Annotated in this window: 26 protein-coding genes; 24 read left to right on the top strand and 2 right to left on the bottom strand. The window is 36.8% G+C overall.

Annotated features, from left to right (window positions below; translation table 11 throughout):
- Window positions 1-46: 46 nt before the first annotated feature.
- The 24 genes from JG738_RS09140 (at window position 47) to JG738_RS09025 (ending at window position 21122) form a co-directional block, all read left to right on the top strand.
- Window positions 47-1150 (top strand): BspA family leucine-rich repeat surface protein, encoded by a 1104-nt coding sequence (locus tag JG738_RS09140; RefSeq protein ID WP_201337598.1) that lies wholly within the window; start codon window positions 47-49, stop codon window positions 1148-1150.
- A gap of 55 nt (window positions 1151-1205) precedes the next feature.
- Entirely contained in the window at window positions 1206-2534 is a 1329-nt protein-coding gene (locus JG738_RS09135) for a BspA family leucine-rich repeat surface protein (RefSeq protein WP_201337597.1), read from the top strand.
- A 116-nt stretch (window positions 2535-2650) separates the two neighbouring features.
- The gene (locus JG738_RS09130) at window positions 2651-3760 is read left to right on the top strand and encodes an alanine--glyoxylate aminotransferase family protein (protein WP_201337596.1); all 1110 of its coding nucleotides are present in this window, start codon (window positions 2651-2653) and stop codon (window positions 3758-3760) included.
- Window positions 3761-4609, top strand: coding sequence for an ATP phosphoribosyltransferase regulatory subunit (locus tag JG738_RS09125; protein WP_201337595.1), 849 nt, complete (start codon window positions 3761-3763; stop codon window positions 4607-4609). It begins immediately after the preceding gene.
- A gap of 3 nt (window positions 4610-4612) precedes the next feature.
- Window positions 4613-5866, top strand: coding sequence for an adenylosuccinate synthase (locus JG738_RS09120; protein WP_201337594.1), 1254 nt, complete (start codon window positions 4613-4615; stop codon window positions 5864-5866).
- A gap of 8 nt (window positions 5867-5874) precedes the next feature.
- Window positions 5875-6429, top strand: coding sequence for a DUF507 family protein (locus tag JG738_RS09115; RefSeq protein WP_201337593.1), 555 nt, complete (start codon window positions 5875-5877; stop codon window positions 6427-6429).
- The gene (gene carA, locus JG738_RS09110; RefSeq protein ID WP_201337592.1) at window positions 6426-7571 is read left to right on the top strand and encodes a glutamine-hydrolyzing carbamoyl-phosphate synthase small subunit; all 1146 of its coding nucleotides are present in this window, start codon (window positions 6426-6428) and stop codon (window positions 7569-7571) included. Before JG738_RS09115 ends, carA begins: the two co-directional genes overlap by 4 nt.
- Window positions 7565-7798, top strand: a complete 234-nt coding sequence (locus JG738_RS09105; RefSeq protein ID WP_201337591.1) for a hypothetical protein — start codon at window positions 7565-7567, stop codon at window positions 7796-7798. Before carA ends, JG738_RS09105 begins: the two co-directional genes overlap by 7 nt.
- Window positions 7799-7993: 195 nt before the next feature.
- The gene (locus tag JG738_RS09100) at window positions 7994-10069 is read left to right on the top strand and encodes a TonB-dependent receptor (protein WP_201337590.1); all 2076 of its coding nucleotides are present in this window, start codon (window positions 7994-7996) and stop codon (window positions 10067-10069) included.
- A gap of 9 nt (window positions 10070-10078) precedes the next feature.
- Window positions 10079-10786, top strand: a complete 708-nt coding sequence (locus JG738_RS09095; protein ID WP_370583685.1) for a sulfite exporter TauE/SafE family protein — start codon at window positions 10079-10081, stop codon at window positions 10784-10786.
- Between the two features lie 21 nt (window positions 10787-10807).
- The gene (locus JG738_RS09090; RefSeq protein ID WP_201337589.1) at window positions 10808-12388 is read left to right on the top strand and encodes a PAS domain S-box protein; all 1581 of its coding nucleotides are present in this window, start codon (window positions 10808-10810) and stop codon (window positions 12386-12388) included.
- A 2-nt stretch (window positions 12389-12390) separates the two neighbouring features.
- Entirely contained in the window at window positions 12391-13074 is a 684-nt protein-coding gene (locus JG738_RS09085; RefSeq protein ID WP_201337588.1) for a response regulator transcription factor, read from the top strand.
- 121 nt (window positions 13075-13195) lie between these two features.
- On the top strand, window positions 13196-14659 hold the full coding sequence (gene ccoN, locus JG738_RS09080; RefSeq protein ID WP_084274742.1) for a cytochrome-c oxidase, cbb3-type subunit I: 1464 nt from the start codon (window positions 13196-13198) through the stop codon (window positions 14657-14659).
- An 11-nt stretch (window positions 14660-14670) separates the two neighbouring features.
- A complete protein-coding gene (gene ccoO / locus JG738_RS09075; protein ID WP_084274741.1) occupies window positions 14671-15354 on the top strand; it encodes a cytochrome-c oxidase, cbb3-type subunit II in 684 nt (227 codons plus the stop codon).
- Window positions 15354-15563 (top strand): cytochrome c oxidase, cbb3-type, CcoQ subunit, encoded by a 210-nt coding sequence (locus JG738_RS09070; protein WP_084274740.1) that lies wholly within the window; start codon window positions 15354-15356, stop codon window positions 15561-15563. The genes ccoO and JG738_RS09070 overlap by 1 nt, the downstream gene beginning before the upstream one ends.
- Window positions 15560-16405, top strand: a complete 846-nt coding sequence (locus tag JG738_RS09065; protein WP_201337587.1) for a c-type cytochrome — start codon at window positions 15560-15562, stop codon at window positions 16403-16405. Before JG738_RS09070 ends, JG738_RS09065 begins: the two co-directional genes overlap by 4 nt.
- A gap of 1 nt (window position 16406) precedes the next feature.
- Window positions 16407-16667 (top strand): DUF4006 family protein, encoded by a 261-nt coding sequence (locus tag JG738_RS09060; protein ID WP_201337586.1) that lies wholly within the window; start codon window positions 16407-16409, stop codon window positions 16665-16667.
- Between the two features lie 4 nt (window positions 16668-16671).
- The gene (ccoG, locus tag JG738_RS09055) at window positions 16672-18105 is read left to right on the top strand and encodes a cytochrome c oxidase accessory protein CcoG (RefSeq protein WP_201337585.1); all 1434 of its coding nucleotides are present in this window, start codon (window positions 16672-16674) and stop codon (window positions 18103-18105) included.
- Window positions 18106-18275: 170 nt separating this feature from the next.
- Window positions 18276-18824: a TPM domain-containing protein gene (locus tag JG738_RS09050; protein WP_201337584.1), complete on the top strand. Its 549-nt coding sequence runs from the start codon at window positions 18276-18278 to the stop codon at window positions 18822-18824.
- Window positions 18821-19318: a FixH family protein gene (locus JG738_RS09045; protein WP_201337583.1), complete on the top strand. Its 498-nt coding sequence runs from the start codon at window positions 18821-18823 to the stop codon at window positions 19316-19318. The genes JG738_RS09050 and JG738_RS09045 overlap by 4 nt, the downstream gene beginning before the upstream one ends.
- Window positions 19319-19387: 69 nt before the next feature.
- Entirely contained in the window at window positions 19388-19807 is a 420-nt protein-coding gene (gene rplM / locus JG738_RS09040; protein ID WP_084274735.1) for a 50S ribosomal protein L13, read from the top strand.
- Window position 19808: 1 nt separating this feature from the next.
- The gene (gene rpsI / locus JG738_RS09035) at window positions 19809-20198 is read left to right on the top strand and encodes a 30S ribosomal protein S9 (protein WP_201337582.1); all 390 of its coding nucleotides are present in this window, start codon (window positions 19809-19811) and stop codon (window positions 20196-20198) included.
- A 69-nt stretch (window positions 20199-20267) separates the two neighbouring features.
- Complete coding sequence (locus JG738_RS09030; protein ID WP_201337581.1) at window positions 20268-20624, top strand: rhodanese-like domain-containing protein; 357 nt, start codon at window positions 20268-20270, stop codon at window positions 20622-20624.
- Window positions 20625-20657: 33 nt separating this feature from the next.
- Window positions 20658-21122, top strand: a complete 465-nt coding sequence (locus tag JG738_RS09025) for a hypothetical protein (protein WP_201337580.1) — start codon at window positions 20658-20660, stop codon at window positions 21120-21122.
- On the opposite strand, the gene JG738_RS09020 is transcribed toward JG738_RS09025, so the two are convergent.
- Both JG738_RS09020 and JG738_RS09015 read right to left on the bottom strand, forming a co-directional pair.
- Window positions 21109-22152: a HAMP domain-containing sensor histidine kinase gene (locus JG738_RS09020; RefSeq protein WP_201337579.1), complete on the bottom strand. Its 1044-nt coding sequence runs from the start codon at window positions 22150-22152 to the stop codon at window positions 21109-21111. The genes JG738_RS09025 and JG738_RS09020 overlap by 14 nt on opposite strands.
- The gene (locus tag JG738_RS09015; RefSeq protein ID WP_201337578.1) at window positions 22145-22777 is read right to left on the bottom strand and encodes a response regulator transcription factor; all 633 of its coding nucleotides are present in this window, start codon (window positions 22775-22777) and stop codon (window positions 22145-22147) included. Before JG738_RS09015 ends, JG738_RS09020 begins: the two co-directional genes overlap by 8 nt.
- Between the last annotated feature and the right edge of the window lie 61 nt (window positions 22778-22838).

Here is a 22838-nt window from a genome sequence, read left to right as displayed (position 1 = left end):
AGACAATACGCAAGAATAATACTCAACACTACAAAAAGGATACACCATGAAACGCCTTGCACTTTCTTCTCTTCTCCTGGCTTCCATTCTCTTCGGTGCTTCCAGTGAAGATGTAGTGGGTCAAGTAGGTAAAAAAGCTAACTATCCAATAAATGGTTACTTCGTACATTATGGTGAAGGTGCATTTGATTGGATATATAATCCAAGAGGTTCTGAAGGTGTCTACAAATTAGAAGGGCTCAAACCAAACGGTCACTTTAAATGGACAAGTCTCTCTGCATCTTTTAAAGCATCTGTAAGTGATCATACACTTCATCTAAGCTCTACCCAGCCACAAACTATCTTGGAGATAACTACTCCAAATCAAGAGGTAAATGTCAATCTTGCAACTATAAAGACAATTAAGTGTAATCAACTCAGTGCAGGAGATACATTTAAAATCAATGGCGTCACATATAAAGTAGTAGATAATACAATGCTCAAAAACATGGATCCCAATCATGATGATTATGAGCATATCTGTACATCCAAAGTAACGAATATGAGTGGTCTTTTTCCGTATGCTGTAAATTTCAACCAACCAATAGGCAAATGGGATACATCTAATGTGACGGATATGAGTTATATGTTTTATAATGCTGTGAAATTCAATCAGCCAATCGGAAACTGGGATACATCGAATGTTACGAATATGTATGGTATGTTTTGGGGTGCCACAAGCTTCAATCAGCCAATCGGCAAATGGGATACATCTAAAGTGACGAATATGAGTAGTATGTTTAGGGTGGCTATAAGCTTCAATCAGCCAATTGGGGATTGGAATACATCGAAAGTGACGAATATGTGTTGTATGTTTGAATATGCTATAAGTTTCAATCAGCCAATTGGTAACTGGGATACATCGAAAGTGACGAATATGTGTTGTGTGTTTGAATATGCTATAAGTTTCAATCAGCCAATTGGACAATGGGATACATCTAATGTAACAAATATGAATTTTATGTTTGTTTATGCCAAAAACTTCTATCAAAATATCCACAACTGGTGCGTGAGTAAAATCACACATAAACCTACCAATTTCGATACCGATGCAGCATTTGAAGGAAAAGACGATCTCCAGCCAGTATGGGGTACATGCCCAAGCCAGTGAGCCTCTTGGCTTGCTGGAGCTTTTTTGATCATTTTTCACACAAAAAGGATACACCATGAAACGCCTTGCACTTTCTTCCCTTCTCCTGGCTTCCATTCTCTTCGGTGCTTCCAGTGAAGATGTAGTGGGTCAAGTAGGTAAAAAAGCTAACTATCCAATAAATGGTTACTTCGTACATTATGGTGAAGGTGCATTTGATTGGATATATAATCCAAGAGGTTCTGAAGGTGTCTACAAATTAGAAGGGCTCAAACCAAACGGTCACTTTAAATGGACAAGCCTCTCTGCATCTTTTAAAGCATCTGTAAGCGATCATACACTTCATCTAAGCTCTACCCAGCCACAAACTATCTTGGAGATAACTACTCCAAATCAAGAGGTAAATGTCAATCTTGCAACTATAAAGACAATTAAATGTACTCAACTCTCTCCAGGAGATACATTTAAAATCAATGGTGTCACATATAAAGTAGTAGATAATACAATGCTTAGAAACATGGATCCCAATCATGATGATTATGAGCATATCTGTACATCCAAAGTAACAGATATGAGTGATCTTTTCCGTGATGCTGTGAATTTCAATCAACCAATAGGCAAATGGGATACGTCAAATGTGACGGATATGCGTTTGATGTTTTATAATGCTGTGGAATTTAATCAGCCAATAGGCAATTGGGATATATCCAATGTGACTAATATGGATAGTATGTTTTATAATGCCGTGAGCTTCAATCAGCCAATCGGAAATTGGGATACATCCAATGTGACAAATATGGCAGGTATGTTTGAATATGCTACAAGTTTCAACCAGCCAATTGGAGATTGGAATACATCTAATGTGACGGATATGAATGGGATATTTTACTATGCTTCGAAATTCAATCAACCAATAGGCAACTGGGACACATCCAATGTAATAAAAATGTCTAATATGTTTTCCAATGCTGTGAAATTCAATCAACCAATAGGGGATTGGAATACATCAAATGTGACAAATATGAATAGTATGTTTTACTATGCTGTGAAATTTAATCAGCCAGTAGGAGATTGGGATACATCTAATGTGACAAATATGCGTAATATGTTTTATTGTGCTGAAAACTTCAATCAATCAATAGGCAACTGGGACACATCCAATGTTAAGGATATGAGTTATATGTTTTTCAGAGCTTCAAGCTTCAATCAGCCAATAGGAGATTGGGATACATCTAATGTGGCAAATATGGATTATATGTTTTTCTATGCTGAAAGCTTCAACCAAAATATCCATAACTGGTGCGTGAGTAAAATCCCGCAAAAACCTAGGAATTTTGATACTGGTGCAGCATTTGAAGGCAGAGATGATCTCCAGCCAGTATGGGGTTCATGCCCAAGCCAGTGAGCCTCTTTGCTTACTGGACTCTCATAGTTTACTCTCTTATATTCTAGCACAGAGTTAGGTGCTTTTAATCCTTCTTTTGTTATACTATCTTTACTATATGGCAAAAGGAAGGAATTATGCTGCTTTTTACTCCAGGTCCTACTCCTGTACCAGAACGTATTCGTCAAGTTATGGCACTTCCTACTATTCATCATAGAACTCCTGAATTTACCAAGATTTTCAAAGAGACGCGAGAGTTACTGCTCGATCTTTTAAAAATGCAAGATGCAGTGATGCTAGCTTCCACAGGAACTGGCGCAATGGAAGCGTGCGTTACGAATCTGTGTCACAAAAAAGCGCTCGTAGTTAATGCAGGTAAATTTGGTGAGAGGTTTGTTAAAATTGCCGAAGCATTTGGTAAAGAGGTAGTAGAACTTACATATCCATGGGACACTGCTGCAAAAATTGATGATGTAGTGCAAGCTCTCAAAGAGCATCCCGATATTGATGCTTTTTGTATTCAAATATGTGAAAGTAGTGGGGGTTTACGCCATCCTGTAGAGGAGATTGCGGCTGCAATTAAAGCGCATAATCCTGATGTAAGTATTATTGCAGATGGTATTACTGCAGTAGGTGTAGAGCCTATCGATACGACCAATATTGATGCACTTATTACTGGCTCGCAAAAAGCGTTGATGTTGCCACCAGGACTTGCAATGATTGGATTGAGCCTCCATGCTTTAGGGAAAATAGGAAAGGGTGCAGGTTTTTATTTTAATTTAGCAAGTGAGCTGAAAAAACAAAGAGAGGGAACCACAGCATATACAGCTGCGACCACTCTTGTAATTGGCCTAAGAGAAATATTGCATATTTTACTCAAAGAGATAGGGTTAGATGAAGTATACGATCATACAGACAGAAGAGCGACTGCTACTAGAGTTGCACTAGAGGCTTTGGGGCTTGCTATCTATCCACAAAAACCGGCAAATGCTATGACAGCAATTTATGATGAGCAGGCTGAAGATATTCGTAAGCTTCTCAAAAATCGTTATGGTGTCAATGTGGCTGGAGGTCAAGAGGAACTCAAAGGCAAACTCTTTCGCATTAACCATATGGGACTTATTGAGCCAAATGAGGCAGCTTGGGTAGTCAATGCAGTAGAAAAGGCAATGGCGGATCTTGGTAGAATCGAGTATCGAGGTGTTGCCAATAAGATTTTCAATGAGATCTATTTTAGCGAGGAATAGATGATATACCAACACGAGATCCCAAAAGGAGCGCGGCTCTATTTTGGAAAGAGTGCGAAACTTAAACGAGAAATTGAGCAAAAAGCGAGTGAAATTCTCTATAAAAGTGGATTTGAAGAGATCATTACTCCACTTTTTTCCTATCATCAGCATGAATATATCGAAAATGAGAGAGAGCTTATTCGCGTTAATGATCAAAAAAATCGAAAACTCACACTGCGAGCAGACAGCACAATTGATGTTGTAAGACTTATTACAAAAAGACTTGGGCGCAGCACTGAGCATAACAGATGGTTTTATATCCAACCTGTTTTTCGCTATCCCACCTATGAGTATTTTCAAATAGGTGCTGAGATTTTACAAGAGCAAGATAGTGCAGAGGCAATGAGGATAGTTATAGCTATTCTTCAAGCTTGCAATGTTTGGCCACGTTTGCAGATATCAAATATCGCTATTCCACAGATTTTAGCGCAAAACTATGGGATCTCATTGGATATACTCAAATCGAGCGATATGGATAGATTGCTAGAGACTGAGCATAGTTGGATGGAAAAGCTTATTTATATCTCCAAGCCAGAAGATATAGATGAAATACTTGGACTAGTACCGGAGGTTATTGAAAAAGAGCTTTTGAAAATTAAAGAGCTAGTATCTTCTATACTCTATGACAATGTTATTATAGCTCCCCTTTACTATGCAAATATGCGCTACTATAAAGATCTCTTTTTTCGCTTCTTTGAAGGAAATAAAACAGTAGCAATGGGTGGGGATTATGTGAGTGGGGATCTTGAAGCAAGCGGTTTTGCACTCTATACAGATAATATAATTGAGATTTTGGAAAAAAGGTAGTAAATGGCAGCTGATTTGATAGTTGGGATTCAGTGGGGAGATGAAGGAAAAGGAAAGATAGTTGATCTCTTAGCACAAGAGTATAATGTGGTGTGTCGCTATCAAGGCGGACATAATGCAGGGCATACGATCGTTGTGGATGGAAAAAAGATCGCTTTACACCTCATTCCTTCTGGGATACTCAATCCAAAGGCAACAAATATTATTGGAAATGGTGTAGTAGTAAGCCCTGAAGCGCTGCTTAAAGAGATGGAGCAGTTTAGTGATCTTGATGGAAGACTTCTTATCAGTGATAAAGCGCACCTTATTTTTAAATACCATGAAGAAATAGATAAAGCCAAAGAGAAGCTGCGTGGTAAAAATGCGATAGGAACAACTGGTCGGGGTATTGGTCCAGCATACAGCGATAAAGTTGCAAGACAGGGGCATAGGGTAGGTGAGCTCAAAGATGTAGCAAAGTTAGCAGATAAGATTATGGAGTATTTTGCTGCAAATAGCGCCTACTTTCAAGCTCTTGGTGTAGTAGTGCCAAAAAAAGAGCAGCTATTAGATGAGCTAAAACGTTACCAAGAAGCGCTCATGCCTTATGTGGTGGATGTGACAAACTATTTGTGGGATCTCATAGAGGTAGGAGAAGCAAAGATTTTGCTTGAAGGCGCACAAGGGACAATGCTTGATATCGATCATGGTACATACCCCTTTGTAACAAGCTCGAATACTATCGCAGCGGGTGCGTGTACAGGTCTAGGACTAGCGCCAAAAGATATTGATAGAGTTATAGGTATTGCGAAAGCTTACTGCACACGAGTAGGAAATGGTCCTTTTCCAACAGAGGATTTTGGAGAAGATGGTGAGAAGCTGCGCCAACAGGGGCATGAGTTTGGTACTACTACAGGAAGACCAAGAAGATGTGGATGGTTTGATGCAGTTGCTGCCAAATATGCATGCAGGCTCAATGGTTGTGATGAACTTGCTATTATGAAGCTCGATGTACTTGACGGATTTGAAAAGATTAAAGTTGCTAGTGCCTATGAGTATGAGGGTGAAAAGATTGAATATGTGCCAAGCGATCTCGAAAATGTTAAACCAGTTTATGTAGAATTTGATGGCTGGGAGAGTGTGGTAGGAGTGCGTAGCTGGGATCAGCTTCCTGTAGAAGCGAAACTCTATATAGAAGCGATTGAGGAACTTGTTGAGACAAAAATCACACTTATCTCCACAAGTCCAGATAGAGCCGATACAATAATAAGAAAATAGGAGAATGTATGAGACTAAGACTTCCACATGCGCCTTATGTGGCAAATAAAATAGCAATAGATCTCTTCAATGCTCCTTTTGTAAAACTCACCAGCGGTATTGAGCCTGTAGCAAAAGCTGCCCAAGAGGTACTTGAAGAGGAGTTGAAAAAAGAGGCTGCGTTAGATGAGCATGTGCGAGAGATTATAGAAGAGAATGAAGAGGAGATTGAGTTTAATCTTGCAGATACAAGAGAGCTGTTTAAATTGATTAAAAAACGTTTGGCACCTGAATATGGAGTTATTTTGGATTTTGAAGACAAATATAACGATATGGCGCATAAAATCTTGAAAAGACTCTATGAAGAGGATCTCATTTTATATGATGTTCCAGATAATAAAGTAAAAAATGTAATATTTGATGCAATTATGAACTATATTAAAAGCTATGATGAGATAGAAGATGTTGTATTGGAAAAGATAAGTCACTATAAAAAAAAGCTCATCCCTGGCACAGAAGAGTTCGAACTTGTCTTTCAAAGAATGTTTGAAGATGAATTGCGACGAAGAGGAATGCTACAATGAAAAAGGTCTGGATCTATCTTGAGCATGGTATATTTTTAGAAGGAAAGAGTTTTGGTGCAGAAGGGACAAAAACGGGAGAGATTGTTTTTAATACCTCTATGACAGGGTATCAAGAGATTGTTACAGATCCAAGTTATGCAGGGCAGTTTGTTACCTTTACTATGCCAGAAATAGGTAATGTTGGCGTTAATGATGAGGATTATGAAAGCAAGGCTGCGTGGGCAAAAGGAGTAATTGTCAGAAACTATCAAGAGCGATACTCCAATTTTAGAGCCCAAGAGAGTCTCGCAGCACTTTTGAAAAAATATGATGTAATGGGAATATGTGATATTGATACGAGATTTTTGACAAAAACTGTACGAGAACAGGGTGCTTGTATGATGATTGCAAGTACAGAAATTGCAGATAAAGAGGAGTTAAAGAAACTCCTTGCTGCTGCTCCACGTATTGAAGAGATAGACTATATTAAAGCTGTTTCAACAAAAAAGCCCTATCCGCATACAACAGCTACTTATGATGCAAGAGCGTTTTGTTATAAAAATCCGCCTGAGCCAGAAGCAAAAATTTATGTATATGATTTTGGTGTTAAACGCAATATTCTCAATAATCTTACTGAAGCTGGACTAAGCGTAGAGGTAATTCCCCACACATATCCTGTGGAAGATGTAATTACAGATTTTAAAGAGGGAAAAATTGATGGAGTCTTTCTCTCTAATGGCCCTGGAGATCCACTTATACTTAAAGATGTGCATGCCAAGATCCAAAAACTTATCGAAGCAAAAATTCCGATGTTTGGAATTTGTTTAGGGCATCAGCTCCTCTCTATTGCGCATGGCTATCCTACATATAAACTTAAATTTGGTCACCATGGCGGCAACCATCCTGTGCGTAATGAAGCAACCAAAAAGATAGAAATTACAGCGCAGAACCATAATTACAATGTTCCAACAGCTTTGGAAAAGATAGCTACAGTAACACATCGCAACCTTTTTGATGATACGATTGAGGGAGTGCGCTACAATGATGCACCAATTTTTAGTGTACAGCACCACCCAGAAGCAAGTCCTGGGCCTCATGAGAGTGCATATGTCTTTGGCGAATTTAAAAAACTTATACTTCAACAAAAGGAACGTAGATGCTAGATTTTCTTAAAAAAATGACAGAGTGGGTTTTGCAAAAAGAGGAGGAGTTAGCAAAGGATTGTCGTCTGCCGATGGAAGAGCTTGAAAAGCAGATAGAGGTGGTTAAAGAGAAAAAGGCTAAACTAGAAGAGGAGTGTCAAAAAAATATACAAGAGTTAGAGAGGCTTCTAGGAAGGTTAGAATCGATTAAAAATATTGAAATTATTAAATGCAAAAGAGAAGCATAGAACTCCAATATTTATATTATTTTTAATAGTTTATAACTATTAACATATTATTTACAATTATGGTGTAGACTAAGTATGTGAATTCATTCTTACTCCTTTGCATTTCGGCACCTAGTGCCGGAATGACTACCAATTTAATTTCTACTTAACACTCCTTTGTAATAATTTTGGAAAACAACTTCCAAGGTGGCAATTATGAAAAAGACTCTTTTGCTTTCTATCACACTCTCGATGACCCTCTTTGCAGATATTAGTGTGGAAAAAGTGGTTGTAGAGCAGAGTGCTTTACAGGCTCAAACAGATGTACAAGCTGATGAAGTAAAATTCACAAGGCAGCAAGATTTAGCTGAGATTTTAAGCAGCTATGTTCCTGAAATCAATATGGTGCGTGCAAGTGCTATTGGAAATGATATCGTGTTACGAGGCTTTAAACGGGATGATATTAATGTGCTCATAGATGGAGCTAAAATATATGGGGCGTGTCCAAACCGTATGGATCCACCAGCCATGCATATTTCCATTGCCGATATACAAAAAGTAGAAGTTGCTGAAGGCCCTTTTGATGTGGAAAATTTTGGCAGTATGGGTGGAAGAGTAAATGTCTTAACTGCTGATCCGCAAGAAGGTTTTAATGGCGAAGGTGCTATTACCATTGGGAGCTTTGGTTACAACAAATTTGATGCAAAAGTTGAAGGGGGAGATGAGAAACTTAAATTCTCTTTTGGTGTGAGCCGTGAAAATAGCGAGCAGTATGAAGATGGAAGTGGTAAAACTTTAGTGGAGCAAAACTGGGATCGTCTTGGCAAGAGTGATCCAAATGCATATCAAGAAAAATATAAAAATATCGATGCATACACAAGAGCCACAATACAGACAAAAGCGATATATGATATAGATGATAATCAGCGCATCAAACTCTCTTTATATAGTGATAAAGCTACTGATGTACTCTATCCTGCTTTTCAGATGGATGCACAGTTGGATAAAACTCTCATGCTTAATGGAAGTTATATAATCAAAAATTTAGGGGATTTTTCAAAAGAGCTTCTTGTACAAGGCTACTACTCTACCGTAACGCATGATATGGGAACAGAGTTTCGCAACGCTGCTGTAATGATGGGTGGAAAAATGTATCGTACGCACCATGTCAAAAGTCGTATTGAAGGGCTCAAAATCAAAAATAGTTTTTTGGTAGCAGATATATTGTGGCAAGTGGGAGTGGATGGGAGTCTGCGTAACTGGAATGGAATTTGTCTGAGTGAACCTTCTAAAAAACCAAGACAAGTACGCATTCCAGATGTAGATACAAAAAATAGAGCGCTCTTTGTCAAGGCTTCAAAAACTTTCGATAAATTAACTGTAGGTGCTGGAGCCCGTTTTGATAGCACTGATATTGATGCAAACAATCTCAATCATCCTACAATTGCAAATATTGCACCTATCCAAAACTACTACAAAGGACATACATCTCGCAGTTACAACGATATAAGCGCTAATCTCAAACTCGATTATAAGCTTGATGAGAGTAGCTCAGTATATGTTGCACTAGGACAGGGAATAAGAGTTCCAGATGCGCAAGAGCTCTATTTTATTGGTTTTATGATGGGTAACTGGAGTCGCAAAGGAAATCCAAATCTCCAAGAGACAAAAAATAGAGAGTTAGATATTGGACTCAAAACTATACTTTTTGACACAGAGCTTGAAGCCTCTATATTTTATAGCGATCTCAAAGACTATATTTATGGATATAGAACCAATAGAGGCAATAAAGATCCAAAAAAATATTACCTCACTTGGACAAATATAGATGCACATCTTTATGGAGGTTCACTCTCATTACGCCGCTCTTTGGGAGATTATATGATGATTGAAGGAGCTATCAGTTATCAAAAAGGTAAAAAGGATGATACTATAGCTGGACAAACAGATGATGATCTAGCACAAATTCCGCCACTACATGCGAGAGTTGCATTGAGTTATGATGATGGAGAGTATTACGTAATGGTAGAAGAGCTTGCAAGTGCAGGCTGGAAAGATTATGATAGTGATAATGGAGAAAGAGCAATCGGTGGATGGGGTGTAATGAATGTAAAGGCTTCTAAAGATTTAAGTGATACAATATCACTCAATGTGGGTATAGATAATATCTTTGATAAAACATATGCAGTCAATAATACATATATTGGGCGCTCTTTGATTGGAGGGAGAAATCCTGTTCTTATTAATGAGCCTGGAAGATTTATTTATGCAAATCTTACCATGAGATTTTAAGGAGCTGCTATAAATACAATAGATTTTTTAAGTATCATAAGTGTTGCTTTTTTAGGTAGTTTAGGACATTGCGTAGGTATGTGTGGAGGGTTTGTTATTGCTTATACCACTGCAAAAGTCGATCCTGCTAAAGGGAAACTCTGGGGTGGGGTGGCGCATCTTGCTTATAATATTGGAAGAATTACCTCTTATGCAATCATTGGAGCCTTTTTTGGATATTTAGGCTCCATTATGCTCATTTCAAAAACACTTCATGGATCCCTCTATATAATAGTTGGGATTTTTATGGTTCTTATGGGATTGTCGCTTTCAGGGAATTTACGTTTTCTTACTTCCATTGAAGCGAGCCTTACGCAGTACTCATTTTTTCGGACAATATTTTCAAAACTGATTCATTCAAAAAGTTTATGGAGCTTTTTTTTATTAGGAATGCTCAATGGCTTTTTGCCTTGTGGTCTCGTCTACTTCTTTGCTGCATCCGCAGCTGCAACTGGAAGTCCTTTTTGGGGAGCGGTTGCAATGCTTATCTTTGGACTTTCTACCGTTCCTGTGATGTTTGGCTTGGGTACTGTTGCGGGGTTTTTAAAAAGTTCAAGTTTCCGGCTTTTAATGCTAAAGCTTGCCTCTTTAATTATTGCTGTTTATGGAATATATCTTCTCTATAAAGGATACTGGTTTATTACTGATCCCAATGCTTCGATTCATACCTGCCACTAAAATTTTTGTACAATTAGTAGTATGAAAGAACCAATTAAACAAATTAGGATATTACTTGTTTCAAATAATGAAGAGTTACAGACTCTTTTGCAAAAATATGTCAACGATTTAACAGTAGCAAAGAGCGAAGAAGAAGCTAAAAAGCAGTTTCACTCCAATCCTGCAGATATCATTGTATGCGATCTTGCGGACTCTTTAGAGTTTTGTAAAGAGCTTAAGAAACAAGCCCCTACAGTCCCTGTAATATTTATTGGTCCAAAAGATGAAGAACTCCTTTATGAAGCAATAAATGCCCAAATTGATAGATACTTTCTCAAGCCTTATGATTTTAAACAGCTTAAAAAAACCCTTCAAGAGTTTGAGACAAAGATCTTTATGCAAAAAGTAAAAGAGTACAATACTTTCATGCTTCATCAATATAAAAATGCGATTGATAGTAGCAATATTGTCTCTAAAACAGACATCAACGGCATTATTACATATGTTAATGATGAGTTTTGTAAAATTTCTGGATACACGAAAGAGGAGTTATTAGGAAAAAATCACAATATTGTCCGCCATCCAGATGTTCCTAAAGAGAATTTCAAACGTTTTTGGGATACGATACTATCAAAAAAGATATGGAAAGGTACAGTTAAAAACAGAGCTAAAGATGGAACAACATTTTATGTCAATACTACTGTGATACCAATTCTTGATTGGAATGGAGATATCACAGAGTTTGTTGCAATTCGCTACGATGTCACAAACAGTGTTAAACTGCAAGAAAAACTGCAAAAAAAAGAGAAAGAGTTAGAAACACTCAATAAAGAGTTAGAAAAAAGGGTTGAAGAAAAGACAAAGCAGCTGCGAGAATTAAACCTCACTCTTGAAAAAAGAGTAGAGCGTGAAGTGACGAAAAATAGGGAAAAAGATAGAATGATGTTTCAACAAGCTCGCCTTGCATCTTTAGGTGAAATGCTTGGCAACATCGCTCATCAATGGCGTCAGCCTTTGATGGAATTGGGAATACTTCTCTATAAGATAAAAAAACTCAGCAGTGATGAAAGAATTGATGAGATTTATGAAAAAGGTACCGCAATTTTAGAGAAAATGTCGCAAACGATAAGCGATTTTCAAAATTTTTTTAGTCCTGATAAGAAAAAAGAGCGTTTTAATGTAGCAGAAGTGATAAATAATACTATAGCGATTATGGAAGGGGTGCTCAAAAAAAGTGGAATTACAGTCACCTTACGATATGAAGAGGATATGGAGATTGAAGGGTATAAAAATGAGTTTTCACAAGTAATCCTCAATATCATTAGTAACGCCAAAGATGCTCTCAATGATGTAAATCCTCCTGAGAAAATAATAAAATTAGCTATAAAATCGTGTAAAAATTATCTTAGAATCGATATAGAGGATAATGCAGGTGGAATTCCTCCAAATATTATTGAAAAAATTTTTGAGCCATATTTTACAACCAAGCAGCATAAAAAGGGTACGGGACTGGGGCTTTATATGTCAAAAATGATAATAGAAGAGAGTATGGGAGGAGAATTAGGGGTGAAAAATGGCAAAAGTGGTGCCAAATTTATAATAAAACTTCCTTTAAAGGTGTAAAAATGGATTGTGTATCAATTTTAAAAAATTTAGATGTTTTATATATTGAAGATGAAAATCAAATAAGACAGATGATGAAAGAGGTATTACAAGAAGATTTTCACAGTTTCGATACTGCTGCAGATGGGAAAGAGGGTTTAGGAAAGTTTCAGCAAAAGCATTTCGATTGTGTTGTGACAGATATTGAAATGGAAGGAATGGATGGACTTACATTAGCACAAAAAATTAAAGAGATTGATGAGGATGTGGTAGTTATTCTTCTTACAGCCTATAGTGAAAAAGAGAGACTGTTTAAAGCAATCGATATTGGAGTCAATAAATATCTTGTCAAACCATTTACACCGGAAAAACTTTTGCAAGCAATATGTGATATTTTTAGTAAGAAGCTAGCAAAAGAGCATATTGTAGATTTTGGTAATGGATATCTTTATAATCCACAAACTGCACAAGTTAAAAAAGAAGATGAGGTTATAAAATTAACAAAAAAAGAGAAACTTTTTTTAGATTTATTGCTAGAAAATCGTGATCATATTGTTTCCTTTCAAGAGATTGAAACACATGTATGGGAAGAGGGTGAATTTAGTGAAAATGCTCTCAGAACCCTTGTCAAGAGACTTCGCAAAAAACTCTTTAAAGAACTCATTGTCAACTATTCTGGCCTCGGATACAAGATTAACTTAAATTAATCTTAAATTGTAAACTAATAAAAATTTATGTGCTGTTTAAGCTTTATTACAACTTCTTTGTCTTATAATTATTCCCGTAAAGGTATGTCAATTTTGTGACAAATTCTATAGGAGGTATTAGATGCAAAATCCTGCAATCGAGTATGATTATACCGTTGCAAAATGGTTTAGTTATCTGGCCATTTTGTTCGGTATATTGGGGATGGGTATAGGCGTATGGATTGCCTTTGAATTAGCTTTTCCTGAGCTAAACTATGTTGCTGGAGAGTATACTCTCTTTAGTAGACTTCGACCAATCCACACTAATGTAGTGGCTTATGGTTTTACGCTCAGTGGTATTTGGGCTACATGGTATTACGTAGGCCAAAGAGTTTTAAAGGTAAGTCTTGCAGAGAGTAAATTTTTGCAAGGTATTGCGAAGCTACATTTTTGGCTCTACTTCATTACTGCACTCTTGGCAGTTGTCTCTTTGCTTGTACGATATACAACTTCAAAAGAGTATGCGCAGTTTGAATGGCCTCTTGATATTCTAGTAGTAGTTATCTGGGTGCTCTGGGGTATCTCTATTTTTGGACTTATAGGTATTAGAAGAGAAAAAACACTCTATATTTCTATGTGGTATTACATTGCTACATTCCTTGGTGTTGCAATGCTCTATCTCTTCAACAACATGGAAGTTCCAACTTACCTTATAACTGGTATGGGAGATCCGCTTCATTCAGTCAGTATGTATGCAGGAACAAATGATGCGATGGTACAGTGGTGGTTTGGACACAATGCAGTTGCATTTGTTTTCACAGTTCCTATTATCGCAATGATCTATTACTATTTGCCAAAAGAGTCTGGACAACCAGTTTATTCATATAAACTTTCACTTCTATCTTTCTGGGGATTGATGTTTGTATATCTTTGGGCTGGTGGTCACCACTTAATCTACTCTACAGTACCTGATTGGATGCAAACTATGGGTTCAATCTTTTCTGTTATCCTTATTTTGCCTTCTTGGGGTAGTGCACTCAACATGCTTCTTACAATGAAGGGTGAATGGGGACAATTGAAAGAGAACCCACTTATTAAATTTATGGTTCTTGCATCAACATTCTATATGCTTAGTACACTTGAAGGTCCAATTCAATCAATCAAATCAGTCAATGCACTTGCACACTTTACAGACTGGATTCCAGGACACGTACATGACGGTACTCTTGGATGGGTTGGATTTATGATCATTGCAGCTATTATGCACATGGCTCCAAGATTTTATAAACGAGAAATTTACAGCAAAAAACTTCTTGAAATGCAGTTCTGGCTTCAGACAACAGGAATTGTTCTTTATTTCTCAAGCATGTGGATTGCTGGTATTACACAAGGTATGATGTGGAGAGCAGTTGACCAATATGGAAACCTTGCATACTCATTTATTGACACTGTTACAGTACTTCACCCATACTATACACTTAGAGGTATTGGAGGACTGTTCTATTTTATAGGTCTATTTATGTGGGCATATAATTTCTATAAAACAATGACAGCGGCAAAAGCGATTGAGAAAGAACCTCAATTTGCTTCACCGATGGCAGCATAAGGAGGCGAAATATGTTTGGATGGTTAGAAAGAAACCCGTTTTTCTTTGCAGTCGGTGTGTTTGTAGTCATTGCTTTTGCTGGGCTTATCGAAATCGTTCCTGATTTCGCCCAGCAATCGCGACCAGTTGTAGGGGCAAAACCTTATAGTTTACTCGAGCTTGCTGGTAGACAGGTATATATTAAAGATAGTTGTAATGCGTGTCATTCACAGCTTATTAGACCATTTAAGAGTGAAACTGACCGCTATGGTATGTATAGTCTCAATGGTGAATATGCGTATGATAGGCCATTCCTTTGGGGCTCTAAAAGAACTGGACCAGATCTTCATAGAGTTGGTAACTATCGTACTAGTGACTGGCATGCAAACCATATGTGGGATCCAACAAGCGTAGTTCCAGGATCTATCATGCCAGCATATAAACATATGTTTACAAATGTAACTGACCTTGAAACTGCTTATGCAGAAGCTTTAACTGTAAAAAAAGTATTCAATGTGCCATATGATAAAGATATTGACGGCGATGGCAAAGTAGATGTTCCTCTTGGAAGCTTTGAAGAGGCGAAAAAAAGAGCATTTGACTATGCTCTCAAAGTTGCTGAGGAAACAAAGCGACAAGACCTTGTAGATATGGTAAAACAGGGAAAAATTCCTGAAATTGTGGCACTCATAGCATATCTTAACAGGTTGCAATAATGGATGCAAAAACCATACAGGGAGTAATGTATATAGTATTTATCATTATTCTCACATTCATACTGTATGGTTACATTATGCACCTCTATCGCAGTGAGAAAAAAGGTAAGCGTAATTATGAAAAGTATGGGAAGATGGCGCTCGATGACGAGCTTTCATCTCCTCCAGTAGAGCCTTTAGAAGAAGAAAAAAGTAAGGAGTCAAAATGAATTGGTTAAGCGATAATGTCAACCAGTTGGCTCTGCTTGGTGCTGCCGCTATTTTGATTTTGACAATAGGTGTTGCAGCAAAATACTTCAAGCAGATGAAAGAGGGTAAAAGTGAAGGGGTTCTCAAGGAAGAGAACTGGGATGGCATAGGTGAGTATAAAAACAACTCTCCTATTGGCTGGTCTCTAGCTTTTATAGGAACAATAATTTGGGGTGTTTGGTATTGGTTTATTGGATATCCTCTCAATGCTTATTCTCAAATTGGCGAATATAACGAAGAAGTTGCAGCACATGCAGCAAAGTTTGAAAGCAAATGGGCAAATCCAACAAAAGAGGATCTCCTTGGTATGGGTGAAGGTGTTTTCTTAGTACAATGTTCACCATGTCATGGAATCGATGGAACAGGAATCGAGGGAAAAGCACAAGACTTGACTAGACGTCTACTTAAAAAAGAGGTGCTTGATGTTATAAATAGAGGTTCAGCAGCGTTGGGAAATCCAAATGGACAATTTGGGTATCAACTTGGTATGATGCCTCCAGGACTTCTTTCAGGTGCCGATGCTGAAGCAGTTGCAGAGTATGTTGCCAATGGTTTCAAAGGTAATGATAAAGGTGCAGAACTATTCCAAACTGCCTGTGCAAGTTGCCATGGACCTGATGGTAAAGGTATGAACGGTATGGCACCAAACTTGAGAGAGTATGATGATACTATCATTTCAAAAGTACTTGAAAATGGAAAACACGGTATCATTGGAAAAATGCCATCATTCAAAGGTAGACTTACTCCAGTACAACAAAAAGCGGTAGCAACATATATCCGCTCACTAAGTGAAGGAGCGTAAAATGGAAGGAAGAAGTATTTGGTCATTCCATGGCCTTACAGGATATTTTATTGCGGTAGCTCTATTGCTTAGTATTTTGGTATTTCTTTCGGCAGCTGCTATCAAAACACAAAGTGCTACGGCGCAGCAAAGCTATGAAGTTAAAGATCCACTAGGTATCAAAAAAATTGGTCCAGATCTTGAAAACGAGAAGCATATAATTGTGCATGGTACACCTGTTGGTGGTGATAAACTTCATAAATATCAATTTGTAACGAAGTGATACAATGACACAGGCAGCACCAAAACCGAACCGAGCCAAAGAGTACCTCAAGAACTGGATACCATACAGATATAAGAGGTATATAGTATTTGGGCTCGTAACAGTAATCAGTTTGGTGCTGCCGTGGATACGTATAAACGGTAATCACTTCTTTTTGTTAAACTTTGATCATAAACAGCTGCACCTCTTTTTCGTGCGCTTTGATATGCAAGAGCTCTACTTGATGCCGTTTTTGCTGTGGATTCTCTTTTTTGGGATCTTCTTTATTACCACTCTAGGTGGGCGTGTCTGGTGTGGATGGAGCTGTCCACAGACAATCTTTCGTGTGATTTATAGAGACTTGATAGAGACAAAACTGCTGCATCTGAGAAAAAGAATTAGTAATAAGCAAATTGAGCCAGATATGAGTAAACCAGAGAATAAGGTGAAAAAGCTTATAGCAATCTTGCTCTGGTCAGTGCTAGCTTTCATCGCAGCAGCAGATTTCATCTGGTACTTCGTACCACCAGAGGACTTTTTCCAATATATTCAAGATCCAGCAAACCATACCATTTTGATGGGGTTTTGGATTGGAACTGCCCTCTTTTTAATCGCAGATGTAGTATTTATTAAAGAGAATTTCTGTATCTATATCTGCCCTTACGCAAGAGTGCAGTCGGTGCTCTATGATGAAGATACATTCCAAACAGTCTATGACTATAAAAGAGGTGGACGTATCTATGATGAGCATGGAAACCTCATAGTGCATAATAAAAAAGAGCTCAAAGCCCAAAAAGAGGAAGCTGAGTGTACCTTGTGTGAATCGTGCGTAAAAGTGTGTCCTACCCATATCGATATACGTAAAGGGATGCAGCTAGAATGCATTAACTGCTTAGAGTGCGCAGATGCATGTACAAAAGTGATGGGAGCTTTAGGAAAAGAGAGCTTGGTGCGCTGGACAAGTTACCATGCATTAGAGACTGGTGAGAAGACAAGAGTCTTTCGCTTTAGAATCATTGCATATATTGTTATGCTCACTATTGCATTTGTAGCACTCTTTTGGATGGGAAGTAAAAAAGAGCATATGCTGCTCAATATCAATAGAACAAGCCAGCTCTATAAAATAGAGCCAGATGGGAGAGTAAAAAATACATACGTATTCCTCTTCCAAAATACAGAGAATAAAAAGCATAAATACTACTTTGAAGTAGTAAACAATAAAGATATTAAGATTGCAAGACCAAGTAAACCATTTAGTGTAATACCTGGTAAAAAAGTAAAAAAAGTTGTCATACTCTATACAGATAAAGTATTGGTGAAAAACACCCAAAAAGATACACCAATACCAATCAAGATCAAAGCTTATGCAGTTGATGATCCGAAAAAGATTGTGGTCTATAGAGATACGATCTTTGTCTTCCCTCGTTGGGATATTTATCAAAAACATATTAAAAAGTAGGAGGATATCATGGTAGATAAACTCGAAGCAATTATTGCATGGATGCTTCTCGGTACAGCAATTATTACTCTTTGGGCAGTTGCAACTCCACATCATGCTTATGTAGGTTGATGCCGTTGCGAGGTTTTTTTCAAAGGGCTTTTTTTGCCCTTTTCCTCTTAAGTACGTTGTTGTTTGGTGCTGCAGAAAACTTTATCATTCTTAATGAAAATATTCTCCCTAAAAAGACTATCGAGAAGATCAATGCAATAGGAAATGAGCTCTATCAAAAGACTGGAGTTGGCGTTTATGTAGCTGTTGTAAAAAAAATGCCTACTAAAAAAATTGTAGATTTTGAAAGAGAATTGTCAAAAAAACTGCCAAAAACCTATGTGTTACTTACCTTGAGTGTATCAGATAAAAAGGTTGACATTATAAGCTCACAAGATCTGCAAAAGAGCTTTGATAAAGAGGAGATTTTAAGTCCTCTTCCATGGAAAGGAAGTATTATTCCTCTACTCACTGCACATTTTAAAAATCAAAATGCTGCTATAGAAGCAGCAATCTTAAATGGTTATTCTGAAATAGCAGAGCAAATAGCAAAACATAAAAATGTTAATCTTAAAGAGGCTATAGGAAATACGAATAGAAATATTTATTATTGGTTGCGTATTCTCTTTTACTCTATAATGGCGTTGATTGTTTTGAATTTTATTTATAGGAGATATATAAAAGGATGAATAAAAACTATTGGCCTCATTTTATAATAGGACTTGTACTGTTTGCAATTGGATTAGGTGTATGGACGGTTAAAACCGCAATAGATAACCCAGTAGAATTAGATGATACATATATGATGAAATATCAGCAGGTAGATAAAAATATCTATAATATTATGAAAATGAAAAAAGAGTTTAGTAAAAAATATAAGCTTGTACCGCTAACAACAAAACTTGATTACCCAAATGCTACATTTCAATTTAAAATTTTGACTAAAGATGGAAAACCTGTAAGTGATGCTAAAGCAATGGTGCTTTTTACAAGACCAGATACTTCCAAATATGATATCAAAAAAAATGCAGATGTAAAGGATGGTATTTATACGGTACAAGTGAAGCTTCCTCTGCCTGGAAGATGGAATGTGCTACTAAAAATCGAAGAAGATAATCTAACAGTTTATGAGAAATATAAGCTCTCCACGCTTCGTGAAATGAAAAAGCTTAAAAATAGCTAAAATTAAGCAAAATATAAGCATTAAGCAAGTACAATCTCACTCATCAAAACTGCTAAAGGGTTGAAAAAGATGAAATTTACAAAAATGCTCAAACCGAATGAAGTCGAGAGAAAATGGCATGTGATTGATGCAGAAGGAAAGACATTTGGTCGATTGATTACAGAAATTGCGACACTGCTTCGCGGAAAGCATAAGCCAAGCTATACTCCACACGTAGATTGCGGTGATTACGTAGTTGTTATTAATGCTTCAAAAGTTAAAGTTACTGGTAATAAAGAAGCAAAAGAGTACCATAGACATACTGGATATTTTGGTGGAGTGAAAAGTGAAAAACTCGCTGTACTAAGAGAAAAAAATCCAGAAAAACTTTTTAAACTTGCTACTCGCGGCATGCTGCCAAAAACAAAACTAGGCCGTGAAATGCTTAAAAAACTTAAAGTATATCCAGGCAGTGAACATCCTCATACAGCACAAGTAAAGGGAAACTAAGATGAGTAGAATTTACGCAACAGGTAAAAGAAAAACAGCAGCAGCAAAAGTTTGGTTAAGTAAAGGTAGCGGAAAAATAGTTGTTAATGGAATGAGTCTTGATGAGTGGCTAGGAGGACATGAAGCATTAAAACTTCGTGTAAAACTTCCTTTGACGCTCACAAAGATGGAAGAGAGTGTAGATATAGTAGCAAAGACTTTAGGTGGAGGTTATGCAGCACAGGCTGATGCACTCAAACATGGAATTTCAAAAGCTCTTTGTGAAATGGATGAGAGTTTACGATCAGTTCTAAAACCTCATGGACTCCTAACAAGAGATGCAAGAGTCGTTGAAAGAAAAAAATACGGAAAGCACAAAGCAAGACGTTCTCCACAGTTTTCAAAAAGATAATTTCTTCTTTATCCGGCTTTTATGCCGGACTCTTCTTTTATTTTTTGCAATCTTTAAAAAAGGATTTTCATGCTCAAAAATCTTACACCAGCTCAACTCAAAGAGCAAAAAGAGCAGGGTGCAGTTCTCATTGATATCCGTACGCCCTACGAATGGAAACAAACTGGTGTAGTTCCAGGCTCACATCTACTAACATTCTTTGATGATTATGGCAATTATGATATAGATAAATTTATGGAAGAGTTTCAAAAACTTGTTCCAACAAAAGATACTCCTTTTGTTCTTATTTGTCGTACAGGAAGTAGAACTTCAACAGTGGGTAATTTTTTGGCGAATCAAATGGGTTATAAAAACGCGATGCATCTTTCTGGTGGTATTTATGCCTGGAGTGCTGATGGGAATAGCTTTGAGGCAGTCAAGCGCTAAAGCTTATACTTCTATTTGTGCTATAATGTCTATATGAAAAAGTTAGTTTTATTTGTAACCATAATTTTAGAACTCTTCGCAGCAAAGATCTCATTTGAAGCTGGGAATAAACTGGATATGAGGGGATTTTACTTCCAAGATAATTGTGCTATAGTATTTATTAATGGAAAAGTAGTAGGCGAAAAAAATGATATTAATGGTAGTGATATAATAAAATTTGATATATATAATGACGGAAAATTGATAAAGAGTATTGATGTAGCTGTTCCTTTAGAGCAAGCCAAAGAACTTAATCTTAGTGTAAAGCTAGAAAATATTAAGGATAGGGTTTCTCCTGGAATTGCAATTGAATCAGAAGAGCTTGGTATATATGTAGATCCTTTAAAACTCGAAAAAAAAGATGAAAATTGCTCAGATTTTCTTAGTGCTCCAAAAGCTAAAAAAGAGCTACAGTCACTGTGTCCAAAACTCAGACTTCTTGGTATCAAGTGTGAGTAAAATCGAGATAGACTTTTGTCCCCTCTCCAGGTTTACTTTGTAGTGTAATATCAATATCGAGTTCTTCACAAAGTTTTTTAACGATGCTGAGTCCTATTCCTATCCCTCTATCACTCTCTTTGTAAAATCTATCAAAAACCTTTTGACTATTTTTGATACCTCTTCCATTATCTTCAATAATGATACGATTTTTTTCTATATATATTTTTACAAATCCGCCTTTTTTATTATATTTGCAAGCATTTGAGAGGAGATTGTCTATAATGCGGATGAACAACTCTTTTTGTGTCATGAGTGATAAATCATCTTTTGCAATGAGTGAAAATGTTAAATCTGGGTAAAGAGATCGAAAATATTCTACTCTCTCTTTGAGGAGTGTATTGAGTGAAACTTTTGTTTTGTCTGGTTTGATGTTTTTAAGAAAGAGTTTGAGATTATCTTGAAGTGCTACTATTGTATTTAAACTTTGCTCAATGCGGGATATAAAAGGACTTTTACACTCTCTTTTGAGCATACTGAGATTAATAAGCATAGATGATATTGGTGTATTAAAATCATGAAGAATATCTTTAATAAACTCTTGATTGATATGAAGAGCTTCACGGATAGGGCGTAATGTGTAGAGTGTCAGTAAAAATGAAATTCCTAGAATAATAAGTGAAGCAAAAATGAACAAATAAATAATATTTTGCTTTAATTTTCCGATCTCTTTCTGGAAATTCTTATGTGAATAGGAGACTTTGAGGAGATATTTTTTTGAATTAGGTATGGGATAAAGAGCATAGAGTTCTTTTGGAGTAGAGTAGAGGCGGTTTGTCATAAGGCTTTTTTTCTTTGCTAGAAAATCGTACTGGAAATCTTTGCATTGCAATGTATAGCTACAAACTTGCATTCTTTTGAGCAAAAGCTGTTTGATATCTTGTATTTTATCGTTGTAATAGAAAATAAAAATGATACTGAGAAGAATTTCGAGGAGTAAAAAGAAGAGAATAAAATTTTTAAGTAAAGACTCCTTTTCACTTCTATTCAAGAAAGTAGCCTTTTGAACGAATATTCTTGATAGGGAGATTATATCTATTTTTGAGTTTATTTATTGTAACACGAAGGGCTACATCTGAAGGATTGTTCATATGAGACAGTAGTCGCTCTTTAGGGACAATTTCATTGCGGTTTTCTATGAGGGTCTGGAGAATTTTAAATTGAATTTCACCGATTGTTTCAGGATGCCCATCTACTTTAACAATGTGATTAGTAGGGTCGAGTTGGAGATTCTCATAAGTAAGAAAATTTTGCTGTTGTGGTTGTTTGAATTTGGATTTGATGCGAATAAGAAGCTCTTCAGGAGGAAAAGGCTTTTTGATATAGTCGATAGCTCCCAATTCAAAAGCTTGTGCAATTGTATCAAGAGTTGTTAGAGCAGTAATAAATATAACTGGTGTATCGTCATCGGCTTCTTTGAGTTCTTTTATGATTTGTAGGCCACTTTCTCCAGAGAGATTGATATCAAAAAGATAGAGATCATACTTTTTTTGGAAAGTTTTATCTAATGCCTCTTCACCACTGTAGCCAACATCCACATGGAAACCTTCGCTCATAAGAAAATCGCGTAAACTATCAGCTAAAAGACGATCATCTTCAATGAGTAAAATATGCAAAGCTGCTCCTTATTGAGTATAAAAGTTTACCAAAATAGTGTTATGATATCGTTAAAAAATG

This window comes from Nitratiruptor sp. YY08-26, assembly GCF_016593215.1.
Classification (GTDB): domain Bacteria; phylum Campylobacterota; class Campylobacteria; order Campylobacterales; family Nitratiruptoraceae; genus Nitratiruptor; species Nitratiruptor tergarcus.
This window is presented reverse-complemented; position numbering and strand designations above follow the sequence as displayed.

Excerpts from the sequence above, each read along its gene's own strand:
- JG738_RS09140 (WP_201337598.1), top strand. The coding sequence starts at position 47 with ATGAAACGCCTTGCACTTTCTTCTCTTCTCCTGGCTTCCATTCTCTTC.
- JG738_RS09135 (WP_201337597.1), top strand. The coding sequence starts at position 1,206 with ATGAAACGCCTTGCACTTTCTTCCCTTCTCCTGGCTTCCATTCTCTTC.
- JG738_RS09130 (WP_201337596.1), top strand. The coding sequence starts at position 2,651 with ATGCTGCTTTTTACTCCAGGTCCTACTCCTGTACCAGAACGTATTCGT.
- JG738_RS09125 (WP_201337595.1), top strand. The coding sequence starts at position 3,761 with ATGATATACCAACACGAGATCCCAAAAGGAGCGCGGCTCTATTTTGGA.
- JG738_RS09120 (WP_201337594.1), top strand. The coding sequence starts at position 4,613 with ATGGCAGCTGATTTGATAGTTGGGATTCAGTGGGGAGATGAAGGAAAA.
- JG738_RS09115 (WP_201337593.1), top strand. The coding sequence starts at position 5,875 with ATGAGACTAAGACTTCCACATGCGCCTTATGTGGCAAATAAAATAGCA.
- carA (WP_201337592.1), top strand. The coding sequence starts at position 6,426 with ATGAAAAAGGTCTGGATCTATCTTGAGCATGGTATATTTTTAGAAGGA.
- JG738_RS09105 (WP_201337591.1), top strand. The coding sequence starts at position 7,565 with ATGCTAGATTTTCTTAAAAAAATGACAGAGTGGGTTTTGCAAAAAGAG.
- JG738_RS09100 (WP_201337590.1), top strand. The coding sequence starts at position 7,994 with ATGAAAAAGACTCTTTTGCTTTCTATCACACTCTCGATGACCCTCTTT.
- JG738_RS09090 (WP_201337589.1), top strand. The coding sequence starts at position 10,808 with ATGAAAGAACCAATTAAACAAATTAGGATATTACTTGTTTCAAATAAT.
- JG738_RS09085 (WP_201337588.1), top strand. The coding sequence starts at position 12,391 with ATGGATTGTGTATCAATTTTAAAAAATTTAGATGTTTTATATATTGAA.
- ccoN (WP_084274742.1), top strand. The coding sequence starts at position 13,196 with ATGCAAAATCCTGCAATCGAGTATGATTATACCGTTGCAAAATGGTTT.
- ccoO (WP_084274741.1), top strand. The coding sequence starts at position 14,671 with ATGTTTGGATGGTTAGAAAGAAACCCGTTTTTCTTTGCAGTCGGTGTG.
- JG738_RS09070 (WP_084274740.1), top strand. The coding sequence starts at position 15,354 with ATGGATGCAAAAACCATACAGGGAGTAATGTATATAGTATTTATCATT.
- JG738_RS09065 (WP_201337587.1), top strand. The coding sequence starts at position 15,560 with ATGAATTGGTTAAGCGATAATGTCAACCAGTTGGCTCTGCTTGGTGCT.
- JG738_RS09060 (WP_201337586.1), top strand. The coding sequence starts at position 16,407 with ATGGAAGGAAGAAGTATTTGGTCATTCCATGGCCTTACAGGATATTTT.
- ccoG (WP_201337585.1), top strand. The coding sequence starts at position 16,672 with ATGACACAGGCAGCACCAAAACCGAACCGAGCCAAAGAGTACCTCAAG.
- JG738_RS09045 (WP_201337583.1), top strand. The coding sequence starts at position 18,821 with ATGAATAAAAACTATTGGCCTCATTTTATAATAGGACTTGTACTGTTT.
- rplM (WP_084274735.1), top strand. The coding sequence starts at position 19,388 with ATGAAATTTACAAAAATGCTCAAACCGAATGAAGTCGAGAGAAAATGG.
- rpsI (WP_201337582.1), top strand. The coding sequence starts at position 19,809 with ATGAGTAGAATTTACGCAACAGGTAAAAGAAAAACAGCAGCAGCAAAA.
- JG738_RS09030 (WP_201337581.1), top strand. The coding sequence starts at position 20,268 with ATGCTCAAAAATCTTACACCAGCTCAACTCAAAGAGCAAAAAGAGCAG.
- JG738_RS09025 (WP_201337580.1), top strand. The coding sequence starts at position 20,658 with ATGAAAAAGTTAGTTTTATTTGTAACCATAATTTTAGAACTCTTCGCA.